General features: G+C 63.3%; 11 protein-coding genes and 1 pseudogene. 3 read left to right on the forward strand and 9 right to left on the reverse strand.

The window, feature by feature from the left end:
• Nucleotides 1-3: 3 nt before the first annotated feature.
• From ACHQ4I_RS28535 to ACHQ4I_RS28555, 5 genes are read right to left on the reverse strand one after another with little or no spacing between them, the layout of a single operon-like run.
• On the reverse strand, nucleotides 4-879 hold the full coding sequence (locus ACHQ4I_RS28535; protein ID WP_420774928.1) for an ABC transporter permease: 876 nt from the start codon (nucleotides 877-879) through the stop codon (nucleotides 4-6).
• Nucleotides 876-1712 carry an MlaE family ABC transporter permease gene (locus ACHQ4I_RS28540; RefSeq protein WP_420774929.1) on the reverse strand — a complete coding sequence of 279 codons (837 nt, stop codon included), beginning with the start codon at nucleotides 1710-1712 and terminating at the stop codon, nucleotides 876-878. Before ACHQ4I_RS28540 ends, ACHQ4I_RS28535 begins: the two co-directional genes overlap by 4 nt.
• Complete coding sequence (locus ACHQ4I_RS28545; protein ID WP_420774930.1) at nucleotides 1709-3112, reverse strand: FAD-dependent oxidoreductase; 1404 nt, start codon at nucleotides 3110-3112, stop codon at nucleotides 1709-1711. The genes ACHQ4I_RS28540 and ACHQ4I_RS28545 overlap by 4 nt, the downstream gene beginning before the upstream one ends.
• Nucleotides 3105-3362: a 4Fe-4S dicluster domain-containing protein gene (locus ACHQ4I_RS28550; protein WP_420774931.1), complete on the reverse strand. Its 258-nt coding sequence runs from the start codon at nucleotides 3360-3362 to the stop codon at nucleotides 3105-3107. The genes ACHQ4I_RS28545 and ACHQ4I_RS28550 overlap by 8 nt, the downstream gene beginning before the upstream one ends.
• Nucleotides 3362-4738: a cytochrome P450 gene (locus tag ACHQ4I_RS28555; RefSeq protein ID WP_420774932.1), complete on the reverse strand. Its 1377-nt coding sequence runs from the start codon at nucleotides 4736-4738 to the stop codon at nucleotides 3362-3364. The genes ACHQ4I_RS28550 and ACHQ4I_RS28555 overlap by 1 nt, the downstream gene beginning before the upstream one ends.
• Nucleotides 4739-4911: 173 nt before the next feature.
• On the opposite strand from ACHQ4I_RS28555, the gene ACHQ4I_RS28560 reads away from it, so the two are divergent.
• A complete protein-coding gene (locus ACHQ4I_RS28560) occupies nucleotides 4912-5766 on the forward strand; it encodes a hypothetical protein (RefSeq protein WP_420774933.1) in 855 nt (284 codons plus the stop codon).
• On the forward strand, nucleotides 5766-6398 hold the full coding sequence (locus ACHQ4I_RS28565; protein ID WP_420774934.1) for a TetR/AcrR family transcriptional regulator: 633 nt from the start codon (nucleotides 5766-5768) through the stop codon (nucleotides 6396-6398). Before ACHQ4I_RS28560 ends, ACHQ4I_RS28565 begins: the two co-directional genes overlap by 1 nt.
• A 360-nt stretch (nucleotides 6399-6758) precedes the next feature.
• Here ACHQ4I_RS28565 and ACHQ4I_RS28570 read toward each other — a convergent pair.
• Nucleotides 6759-7091 (reverse strand): annotated as a pseudogene (locus tag ACHQ4I_RS28570) (recombinase family protein); the annotation flags it as partial.
• 254 nt (nucleotides 7092-7345) lie between these two features.
• Between ACHQ4I_RS28570 and ACHQ4I_RS28575 the strand changes: the two are divergent.
• On the forward strand, nucleotides 7346-7492 hold the full coding sequence (locus ACHQ4I_RS28575) for a hypothetical protein (protein ID WP_420774935.1): 147 nt from the start codon (nucleotides 7346-7348) through the stop codon (nucleotides 7490-7492).
• A 132-nt stretch (nucleotides 7493-7624) separates the two neighbouring features.
• Here ACHQ4I_RS28575 and ACHQ4I_RS28580 read toward each other — a convergent pair whose 3' ends face one another.
• The 3 genes from ACHQ4I_RS28580 to istA all read right to left on the reverse strand — a co-directional run bounded on the left by ACHQ4I_RS28580 (nucleotide 7625) and on the right by istA (nucleotide 11896).
• Nucleotides 7625-8341 carry an MmyB family transcriptional regulator gene (locus ACHQ4I_RS28580; protein ID WP_420774936.1) on the reverse strand — a complete coding sequence of 239 codons (717 nt, stop codon included), beginning with the start codon at nucleotides 8339-8341 and terminating at the stop codon, nucleotides 7625-7627.
• 1519 nt (nucleotides 8342-9860) lie between these two features.
• Nucleotides 9861-10655, reverse strand: coding sequence for an IS21-like element helper ATPase IstB (gene istB / locus ACHQ4I_RS28585; protein WP_420771240.1), 795 nt, complete (start codon nucleotides 10653-10655; stop codon nucleotides 9861-9863).
• On the reverse strand, nucleotides 10655-11896 hold the full coding sequence (gene istA / locus ACHQ4I_RS28590) for an IS21 family transposase (protein ID WP_420771243.1): 1242 nt from the start codon (nucleotides 11894-11896) through the stop codon (nucleotides 10655-10657). Before istA ends, istB begins: the two co-directional genes overlap by 1 nt.
• Nucleotides 11897-11967: the final 71 nt, after the last annotated feature.

Here is an 11967-nt window from a genome sequence, read left to right on the forward strand (position 1 = left end):
GGCTCACCCTTTGAATACGAATGTCGGCTGCAACCCCCACAGCGCCACGGTCAACAAGAAGTCCAGCGTGATGATGGCGACCATGCTCGCGCGCACTGCCCGCCCGGATGCCGACCCCACGCCCTCTGGCCCACCGCGGGCGAAATAGCCGTAATAGCAATGCACGATCGTGACGACCGCGCAGAAGACGACGGCCTTGATCAGCGAGTAACAGATATCGCCCGCGGACAGCGACTGAACGAAGTAGTGGTGATACGTGCCCGCCCGCTGGCCGAAGGCCGTCACGATGACCGTCTGGGAGACCCAGAAGCTGACTACCAGCGCGAGCAGGAATCCCGGTCCGACACAGATCATTCCGCCGATCAAGCGGGTACCGACGACGAAGGGAATGGGCCGGATTCCCATAGTCTCGAGCGCATCGATCTCCTCGGCGATGCGCATCGAGCCGATCTCGGCCGTCATCCGGCACCCCACCTGTGCGGCGTAACCGATGCCGGCCACGATCGGCCCCATCTCGCGCACATTCGCGAAGCCGCCGATGATGCCCGCCATCGCCCCGAATCCGAGCAGATCGAGGGCGGCGAACGCCTCGATGGCGACCGACGCGCCGATGGCTATCCCCAGGATCAGCAGCACGGCCACGACGCCACCGTCGACGATGATCGCGCCACGGCCCCAGGCCATTCCGTTCATGACCTTTGCCGTCTGCTTGCGGTAGTGCAGCACGGTGATCGGCAACAGCCACAGCGTTTGCCCGATGAATACGATCCACTGGCCCGCGGTACCCAGGGTCCGCACGACCGCCGCACCCGTCCGGTGCGCCCGCGTTCGCAGCCGCGCGGCGACCAGCGGACCCGGCGTACCCCTGCTCGCGATCATGACAGCTCCATCGGAAAGAACATCGTCTGCACCTGCGTGATGGCCAGATTGGCGAGCACGATCGCGATAATGGACAGCACCACCGAGGAGTTCACCGCGTCCGCGACACCCCGCGGCCCGCCCTTGGCATCCATTCCCCGCAGCGCGGCGATCACGGCGACCAGCAGCGCGAAAACCATGGACTTACCGATGGCGAACCACATGTCGACCACGGATGCGAACGCTCCGAAGGAATTCCAGAAGCTGCCCGGCGTTACGTCGTTGACAGCCACCGCGAGTGTGAACGAAGCCATCACCGCCGTCGCGATGATGAGCGTGCACAGAATCGGCGCGATGGACAGCAGCGCCAGCACCCGCGGCACCACCATCCGGCGCACCGGGTCGACGCCCATGACCCGCATGGCGTCGAGTTCTTCACGGATCGCGCGCGCACCGAGATCGGCGCCGATCGCCGAGGCGGCCGCGCCACCCATGAGTAGCCCTGCGGTGATCGGCGCCCCTTGGCGTAGCACACCGATTCCGCTGGCCGCGCCGACCAGTGAACTGGCACCGACCTGGTTGATGATGCCCGAGGTCTGTACTGACACCATGGCACCGAACGGGACGGCCATCATGACCGCGGGGGCGGCGGTGACCTTGAACAGCGCCCACGCCTGCGAGCAGTATTCCTGAGCCGGCAACCGCATACGGATCCCATCGACGACGATGAGCGCGAGCACTTCGGCGGTCAGCAGCGCGAAACGTCCGATGGTCGGCACACCCCGAACCGGCGTTGTCGCAATGCGCATACCGAGGGATTTGAGAGCCGCCACGCGGGGCGCTGAAACGTTCATTCCGCGACTGCTTCGCAGTGCGCGATCGCGATCATGGCGGCCGGATCGGTGTACTTCACCCGGGGACGTCCGAGGCGTGCGCCATTGTCGCGCTCTGCGGCATCGATAGCATTCCAGCCTGTCCAGGTCACATGGTTCGGGCAGCGTCGCCGCACCAGTTCCTCGAGCGAAGACCTGTCCCGTGTCGAGCGCCTGAGCCGCCCCGCCTGGAGATCGGTGATCAGGCTGTCTACCGTGTCGTGGGCGCAGGGCTTGTTGGTGCCGATCACACCGGAGGGTCCTCGCTTGGCCCACCCCGAGACGTAGACGCCGGACAAATCCGCGGCGAGGCTGTCCGCGAGCACCCGACCCGATTCGTTCAGAATCGTGCCGCGCCGCGCGTCGACCGGAACCCCGCGAACAGCAGAGGTTTCGAAGCCGACCGCACTGATGATCAGTCCGGCTTCGATGATCTCCCCGGAATCCCCCGGCTCGGCAACTGCAACCCCGGTTGTGTTGTACCGCAACGAGTTGTGCGCGACTCGCATCCCGCCCACCCTCTCCTCACCGATGATCGCGGTCGGTGTGGACAGGAATTGCAGGCGAATGCGGCGTTGCTCCGCAGAGCCGTGCCGATCCTCCTGCCCAGCGAGATACTGCCGCGTGAGCGCGACATTCAGCTGCCTGGTCTGGCTCAGGCCCGCAACATATTCCGGACGATCCCAGCCGGCCGGGATGCCCACCGTCGGGATTTCTACCTCGACCCCCGGAATCTCCCCCAGTTCCGAGAGCTCCGGATTCGTCCAGGCGGCCTCGGCGGGACCACGTCGTCCCACCACAACGACCTCGCGGATTGTGCTGTTCGCCAAGGTTGTCAGCGCATGGTCGGCGATATCGGTCTGCGCCAGTATCTCTATCGGTGTGGTCAGCATGCGTGCGATGTCCAGCGCCACATTCCCGTTGCCGACCACGACCGCGCGCTCGACGCCGAGGTCGACCGGCAGCTGCCGCATATCCGGATGGCCGTTGTACCAACCGACGAAGTCCGCCGCGCCGTGGCACCCGGATAGATGTTCGCCCGGTATACCGAGCTTGCGATCGCGGGTGGCACCGACGGCGTACACGACCGCGTGATAGTGCTCGGCGAGTTCCTCGTGGCGCACGTGTACGCCGATCTGCACGCCGCCGAAGAAGCGTACGATCTGGGCGTTGTTCGCGACCACGCGATCGAAAATCCGGGTGACGGACTTGATCTTCGGATGGTCCGGAGCCACACCGGATCTGACCAAACCGAACGGTGTCGGTAGCCGGTCGAAGAAGTCGATTTCGACCGAATCTTTCAGCCGCGCAATCAATTCCGCAGCGGTATAGAACCCGGACGGTCCGGCGCCGACGATTGCGACCCGCGTGCGCTCAGTCATAGTAGTCCGCATTTGCCTGTACCGACCCGGCGAACTCCGCTGGCACACGCCGGTCCGGATAGATTGCGTTCACCGGGCACTCCCCGAAGCACGCATCACAGTCGATGCAACCTTCGGGGTCGATGTAGAGCTGCTCGACGATGCCGAAATCGGGCTCGTCCGGGCGCGGATGAATCGCGTCGACCGGGCAGACACCGACACAGGACGCTTCCTTGGTCCCCATACAGGCGGTGGTGATCACATAGGCCATTACGTGGTCCGCCGCTCGATCCGCACCGGGCATCCGCCCTTGAGCGAGGTCGACATGTGGAAGAACCGCTTGGGCTCGAACCCCTCCACCGTCACGAACCGGTACTTCTGAAGCGCATAGCCGAGGAACAAGCCGGCCTCGGTGTTCGCCAGATGCATTCCCATACAACGGCGCGGTCCCGTGCCGAACGGCAGCCAGGCGTTCTTCTCGATCTCGTCCTCGAGGAAGCGCTCGGGCAGGAACTTGTCCGGCTCCCGCCAGAAGCGCGAATCGTGCTGCAGGGCATACGGACTGCACAACAGGGTCGACCCCCCGGGGATGGTGTACCCACCCAGTTCCTGGTCCTCGTAGGAGTCGCGCGAGTAGAAGGGAATGCCCTGGATTCGCTGAGCCTCGTCGAAGCACGCACGCAGATAGGTCAGTTTGGCAGCATCGTCGAACTTCGGCACCCGACCGAGGGCCTCAGCCTCGGCCTCGGCCGCCGCCCGTGCCGCGGGGTTCGCCGACAGGAACGCCAGTGTCCACGCCAACGCTGCCGATGTCGTTTCGAAGCCGGCGAAGATCAGCCCGAACAGCTCCGCGGTCAGCTCGTCGTCGGTCAACGTCGACCCGTCGTCGAAACGCGAGTTCATCAAGGCGTTGAGCACATCCGGACTGTCGATGGGATCGGCCTGGCGCTCCGCGATCATCTCGCGGATGAACGCCAGCAGCCGTTCCCGTGCCGCGTCTGCCTTCACTGTGACCAGATGCCGAATCCGTTCCGGCACCCAGAACAGCGCCCAGCCGAGCCCACCGCCGATCGCGAAGCTCTGGTAGTCCTTGCCCACGCGCACCAATTCGTCGTGCGAACGTTCGCGGGTGAACATCGCGCGCATGAGTACGTCCATCGACATGGTGCTCAGCAGCGTCTCCATGTCAACGACCTGACCCGTCGCCGCGTACCGGTCGAGCGCGTCGACGTGGGACTGCACAGTCTCCTCGATCAGGCCCGCGAGATGCTTCATCCCACGCAGAGTGAAATGCGGCTGCGCCAGCCGCCGCACGCGTTGCCACTCCTCGCCGTCGGAGGTGGGCATCGGCGAGGCGGGCAGCCCCTCTTTGATCGTGCGCAGCATGTCGCCCTTCCAGTGATTGCCGGCGTCCCTCACGAAGACCTTGGCAACCAGATCGGGGTGGCTGATGAGGAAGAACTTTCGCTTCGTCGGCATCGGCAACTGGGCGATGTCGCCGTATTCGGCGGCAACCCTGCGCGGGTATTCCCAGAAGTCCGCCGCCAGCATGGGCGCCACACCCACCACGGGTAGTCCGCGCGGTCCGGGCGGCAGCTTCGACAGTCGTAGCGGCGACGTCAAGGGAGCAGTGGCTGGGGAAGACACGTGGAGACTCCTATATTCGATCTGAGACTTTTCTGACTAAATAGTCTCATCTTGTGAGCTGGTACACCATTTGACATCTCACCGAATGAGATGTCAATCTCTTTCTCGACTCAATTTCTTCGCCGTGTCGCGACCTGTCGATGGGTTACGGCGTGTATCCGGAAGGCGTTCCGATGTCGAATCTCGCTTGGCTGCAACCACCGACGGAAATGGTCGCGGACAACTCCGCAGCCTGGGCCTGGACCATCGCCGCGATCATCGCCACCGCGATCTCGCTGGTGCTGTTCCCTGCCTTGGCGGTGCGCGAACGCAGAATGCTGTGGATCTACCTGATCATCGGCGGATCCCTGTGTTTCTTCCTCGAATCCCCCGGGGACTGGCTCGGCGCGACCTGGTACCCATACAACTCGCCATGGGTGTTCGTCGACGTCCTGAACCGGCCGATGCCGTTCTACCTACTGCTGACCTACGCCAGCTACTTCCCGCTCGGGTTTTGGATGTGCTACCGAGTTCTGAAGCAGGGACCGTCGTTCCGCTCGATCGTCATGTTGTGGGTCGGCGGCGCCATCGTCAACTGCATGGTCGAGATCACCTTCACCCAGCTCGGCGCACACAACTACTACGGCAACAACCCCGTTCGCATCTTCGGCCTGCCGCTGTACTCCATCATTCAGAACGGTGCCTTCCCGATCTTTGGCGGCATCCTGCTCGTCCACGCCCACATGTACTGGCGCGGACGGCACGAGTTGTGGCTGATCCCCGCGATTCCGGTCGGATTCATCTCGTTCGCCGTCTGCGCGACCTGGCCGATGTATCTCGGGCTCAACCTCGACCTGCCAACCCCGCTGATGTGGGTCGCCGCGATCGCCGCGGTGACGCTCAATCTCGTTCTGTGCCTGGCGATCTTCCGCTCCGCATGGCTGCGGCGGCTGCAGGAGACCGCACAAGCCAAGCTGCACGGCGAAGCCCGGCACCGGGCTGACGCACAGCAACTGGACAAAATCCCAACGCGTGTAGCATCCGAATAATGACGTCGAGTCTCCCCACGCTGACCGCGTTACTGCGACTGAGCGGACCGGAGAACCCAACCGACAACCGCGTCATGGACGTGGCGCGCGAGCTGTTCCTCGAGCTCGGCACGGGTTTCACGATTGACGACGTCGTGGTGCGATCCGGGGTTTCCCGTGCCACGATTTTTCGTCGATTCGGTTCGAAGGACTCGGTCATCCAGCGGACCTTTCAACGCGAAATCGGCACTGTACTCACGCAAATCGTCAATGCCTCAGCGCAACGCCCTACTGCTGCGGAGCGAGCTGTCGAGCTGTTCGCCAGCACCCTGGCGACCGCGGTCCGCCAGCCGATGCTGCGCCACCTTGCGACCTCCAACCCAGCCGCGCTGGCACAGCTCGGAAGCACTGGCGATCCCTCACCACTGACCATGGTCGCCCGCGTAATGACCGATGCCCTACTGCTGGCCGCCGCCGAACTCGGCGAACCGCTCCCCCTCCCCGTCGACCATCTCGTCGACCTACTCATCCACGTCGTAGCCGGCTACACCTACTTCCGTAACGGCCCCCTTGAAGAGTCCGACGAGGCCACAATCCGACACGCCGCCGAAGTCCTGGTCACCCGGCTGCTCCCGACCCCGAACCATCCATAGCCCACAGACCGCACCATCAGCGTTGAACACCACTCTGCACACCGATTTCCCCGACGTCCTGTGGGCATATGCACTGATCAGCGCTAGGGTTTCGGCGCGGTCACTACGGGTGGAACCGGCGCAGGAGCCGGGACAGGCATGTCGGAGGTGCCGAGTTCGGCGGCCTTCACTTCTGCGTGGACCACAGCGAGAGGCTGACGCCGACTCCGCGGGAGATCTCGCGCAGGGACTGGCCTTCGGCGCGGCGGGCGAGGATGGCGCGGCGCTTGTCGTCATCGACCACACGCGGGCGGCCCCGAGGTTGCCACGCCGGGCGGCTGCGTCCAGGCCGTCGCGGGTCTTGCGGACGATGTCGCGGCGCCGGTCCTCGGCCAGCGCAAGTGCCAAGTCGAGCAGGAAGTTTCGTTCGGTGTGCTCGCCGGCGCCGATGCCGTCGAGGATCTTCACCGCGATGCCCTGCTCGAACAGGGTCGCGAGCACAGTCACGCCTTCGAGGAGATTGCGGCCGAGGCGGTCGGCTTCCTGCACGGTGAGCATGTCGCCGGGGCGCATGTAGTCCAAGGCTGCCTGGAGCACGACGCCGTACACCTGCGCCACCTGCTGGACGAGCGCGACATCGAAAAGGCCGGCGTGGTGGTCAGCGGCCTGCCCTGGGCACTCCTCCCCCGCCACCCAACACCAGCTCTTGGACATGGCAGCCGCGGTGCTCGCCCCGGCATGTGCCTTCACCACGTTCACCTACCTCCACGCCGTCCCCCTCAGCCGCGCGCGTTGGTCCCGGGAGATGCTGGCGACCTTCGGCCTCGGATTCATCAAGTCGTCGCATAGGTGATACAGCGAACTTTCTTGTCCGGAAAAAGATCTCACGACTATGCCGGTCATGTCTGCGCGCTGCGCGCATCACGCATTCGGCATCGGCACCCACGGCCAGCCAATCAGCGGCGTGTGTGCGGGCTCGAGCCCAGCGCATACTGCGGGCGCGTAAGGACCGCCGCGAGTGGACCGCCGAAGAACTCGCCTACCTCGACAAGATCCAAGAACAACTGGCCGGCCCCCTCACCGAACGACAGCTCGCCATACTGCGCCGCTGGTAGCACGGAGGCTACGCATCAGACCAATGAGCACCCTGCCGACAGTATCGCCTACGCCGTAACCAGGATCCCTCGCGCAACGAATCACGACGTCAACACGATCGGTCCACCGCAGCCCACGCAACAAGGCGCCCGCTACCCCGCCGCAGCATGAAACTGCTCGCGATGCTCGACCCACGGACCTAGCCGCTGCTCCTCACCCATCGCCAACAACTCACGCAACTTCACCCACGCCACCTCATCGACCGGGGTATAGATCTGCATCCACGCATGCGGAAGCGAAGGCAAAGACATACTCGTCAAGAACATCTCCAACTCCCCCACCGCCAAATTACGGATCTGCTTGGTCCGACTCGCCGGAACCGCAACATCATTACGCTCCCACAACGACGCGAAAGTCTCACTCTCAGCACACAACTCAGAGATGAAATCCTGCCAACTCGGATCACCGAGATTCTTCGCATACGAACCACGCAAATAACCGACCATGCGCCGCAAGTCATCCCAATTATGGTGATAGATATTACAGCACTCCGGAGTCAAAAACACCCGACGAGCCACATTACGCTCCCCCATCACGAAACCCGGACACAGCGCCTCATACGACTTGTTGTGCGCGAGCACGTCATAACGCGGACTCAACACGACACCCGGCAAAGGCTCCAAATGATCCAAAATCACCTGAAGCTCCTCCGGCAGAGCCGTCCCCGCATACGCGGTCGGCACCGTCGGCACATCCGCCAACCGATACAAATGCGCCTTCTCCGCAGCATCCAACGACAACGTCCGCGCAACCGAATTCAACACCTGCACACTGACATTGATCTGGCGCCCCTGTTCCAGCCAGGACAACCACGGAAAGAGGTAGCCATGAGCAACGCCTCCACCGGAGCGCAAAGACGCAGCTCAGAACCACCTTTCACGTGGATACACTTCTCGAGACAGCCGTATAGCCGACTTAACGCGACACGAACCCAGTACTCGACCGGCAGCGTCATGGACGACCGGAAATGGCGGACCGCTCCAGCACCTGCTGTGACGTAAACATGATCAGCGAGCCTTCCAACCATCGCCACGTCCACACAACGCACGCAGCAGATCGCTGTAGCGCTGGCATACCCAGGCGAGCCACGGACCGAACTGACGGGGTCAGGACACAGTCCTCGACTCACGTGCGATCCGCCATAGAGCAGACTGGGGGATGTCCGACATCGCTTCGTCGCTTCGCCACAAGAGTCGATCCCCGAACCCGCGACCAATGGATTCGCAGTCTACGGCTGACCAGTCGATTCGATCGGATTCGGTTGCATTCGATTTCACCGGTTTAGCTGGTCGAATATTCCAAGAGGGCGAGAAGCTGGGATGTGTTGATATTTGATCGATTTCGGTCGTATGCGGATGAAAATAGAGAGTAAATGGTGACCACCTGAGCGACAACCGTAGGGCGACCGCTCGCTCGCAGGCTCAATCTACCGTCGCATGGGTCAAACTCTGCACAGACACAGCAATCACTGTGCTATCCAATCAGTCCCGGGGCAGCGGCATGCGACGACCTTAGAATATTTCCGAAACCCCTTCCATCACACTCCAATCGATGACCATCGGGCAGGATCATCACCGGTGAGTCTGCCGTTCCTCTGGACAATCTGGACCTGAGATCTCTGGGTTATGACGGACACCGATACAGCCACCTTCGGATGGCTTCGGTTTCCTACATCTACCTGCACAGACTCAAGTCTTGACCATGCGCCTACCTGACATCGCATTCGGGCGTATTCGGACCAAAAGATCCAGTAAAGATCCAGCAGGAGAATCTGTTTCAGCCAGACCCCAGCCACAAGCGCGAGAAGGGCAGAGGGCAGGTCGTCGTCATTACGAGGGCTCATCCCCACGTGCGCGGGGAGCACGTCGATGCGACGCAAGGGCCGCAATCATGTTGGCGGATCATCCCCGCCTGCGGGGAGCACCTGTTCACCGCCGCCCAGGTCGCTGATGTCGCCGGATCATCCCCGCGTGCGCGGGGAGCACCGCGCGCCGGGCTCCTCGCGAGGCTCGGGTGTCGGATCATCCCCGCGTGCGCGGGGAGCACGCCTCGATCGCGGGCGTCGCGATCTCCTCCAGCGGATCATCCGCGGGCGCGGGGAGCACCCGTTCCTCGTGCTCGAACGCCACCGCCTCGGCGGATCATCCCCACATGCGCGGGGAGCACTCGGCGATAGAGCTGAGGATCGGGGCGGCGTCCGGATCATCCCCGCGTGCGCGAGGAGCACGCCTCGGTGCAGTATTCGGTGTAAATGACGCCCGTGTCAACTCCGGTTGAATCGTGACCCGGTCGTTCCGGTTGAATCCGGACCCACCCCTGCTGGTTTGGTTAGTCGTTGGTCTTGGCCGCTGGGACGCGGCCGAGGTCTCGGTCTTTGAGTCGGTAGCTGTCTCCCTTCATTGAGATGACTTCGGCGTGGTGGACGAGGCGGTCGATCATTGCGGCGGCGACGACGTCGTCGCCGAAGACCTCGCCCCAGCGGCCGAAGGGTTTGTTGCTGGTGACGATCAGCGAAGCTCGTTCGTAACGGGACGAGACGAGCTGGAAGAACAGGTTCGCGGCCTCGGATTCGAACGGGATATAGCCCACTTCGTCAACGATGATCAGCGGAATCCGGCCGAGCTTGATCAGCTCTGCCTGCAGTTTTCCGGCGTGATGAGACTCGGCCAGCCGGGAGACCCACTCGGCAGCGGTGGCGAACGCGACGCGGTGACCTGCTTGGCAGGCGCGGATCCCGAGCCCGATCGACAGATGCGTTTTGCCGGTGCCAGGTGGACCGAGGAAGACGACATTCTCCTTGGCGGTAATGAAATCCAAGGTCCCGAGGTGGGTGATGGTGTCGCGTTTGAGCGAACGCTGATGGTCGAAATCGAACTCCTCCAACGATTTTCGCGACGGAAATCGAGCACTGCGGATGCGTCCTTCACCGCCGTGGGATTCGCGGGCGGAAACTTCTCGTTGCAGGCAGGCGGCCAGGAACTCTTCGTGGCTCCAGTTTTCCGAGCGGGCGCGTTCGGCCAGTCGCTCAACCGCGCTGCCGAGTGTCGGTGCCTTGAGTGCTCTTGCGAGATAAGCGATTTCGGAGGTTACGTTGCGTGAACCATTGGCGGTCTTGGTGGCCATCAGGCGATTTCCTCGCTGCTGCTCGCCTCGTCGAGGTCGAACATGCGGTCATAGTCGGACAGGTTTCGATGCTCGACATCGGTGTCGATCGCGGGAACCGCGACCAGGCGCCGGGATCGGCGCAGATCTGCGGCTGCGGCCGCATGATCGGGATCGGTGATGGATTGGTGATCGGCCCAACACCGTTGATGGCGAGCAAGTTCGGCGCCGGCCAGGGTGATCACCACCTCGGTCAGGTCGGCGCGGACTTCCACTCGCCGGCCGATCGCGACCGGATGAACGGAGTAGTCGTTGGAGTCCAACCGGACGTAATGATCGCGAGGCAGCCTGGTCGTGAGCCTCCATCCGACCACCGGATCCACCGGCGGCAGCTCGAGCATCGAGCGCCGGTCGGCATCCCAGCGATCAACCGGGCGACACTCCAACCGCCGATGGTGACGGTGGTTGGCCTTGACCAACCATTCACCCAGCTGGGTGTTGAAATCAGCCGGGCTGGTGAACACACGGCCGGGCAGGAACGAGGTCTCCAGATATCCGTTCGCTCGCTCGACCAGCCCCTTGGCCTCCGGATCGCCTGGCCGGCACTGAATCACCTTGATGCCCAACGTTCCCCGGAACGCGTTCATCGTCTCGGTCAGCTGCGGTTTGCCGCCGCGCCATTGCCCGACCGCGGACTCGTTGTCCCAGACCAGAGCTCGCGGAACACGCCCCCAATCCGAGATCAACGCCCAATGCCCGGCCAGCAGATCAGGGCTTTGCCGGGTCGGGATCATCGTCGCCGCCATGACCCGCGAATAGCCGCTGACCATCACCAACACCGGCGGACGACCGACATGGCCGAACCCCAACGGAACATCGACCGGCGGAAACCACAAATCGCACTGAGCAAGCTCGCCGGGCTGATACTCAGTGCGCGAGGCCGGGTCCACCGGCTTGAACAACGGCCGCAGCTGCTGCACTCGCTCGAAGAACACCGTCTTGCCGCGTTGCCAGCCAACACGTTCCATGATCACCGTCGTCGGCATATCCGGGAACTCGGCGAGCACCGCCCGAATCTGCGGCTCGAACTCATCGACCGCCGACCCCTTCGGCTTGCGCTGATACCGCGGCGGCTCATGGGAACCGAGCGCCTTCTTCACCGTGTTCTTCGAAACCTTCATCCGACGAGCGATCGCGCGAATCGCCATCCCCTCAGCGCGATGCAACCGTCGGATCTCCGCCCAGTCCTCCACGTTCAGCACCTCATGATCGTTCACAGGGTGGGTCAGCATTCACCCGGAATCAGAGGGTCAGTCTTCAGGCGGAAGCGACA

The sequence above is a fragment of the Nocardia nepalensis genome, assembly GCF_048910785.1.
Classification (GTDB): Bacteria; Actinomycetota; Actinomycetes; order Mycobacteriales; family Mycobacteriaceae; genus Nocardia; species Nocardia nepalensis.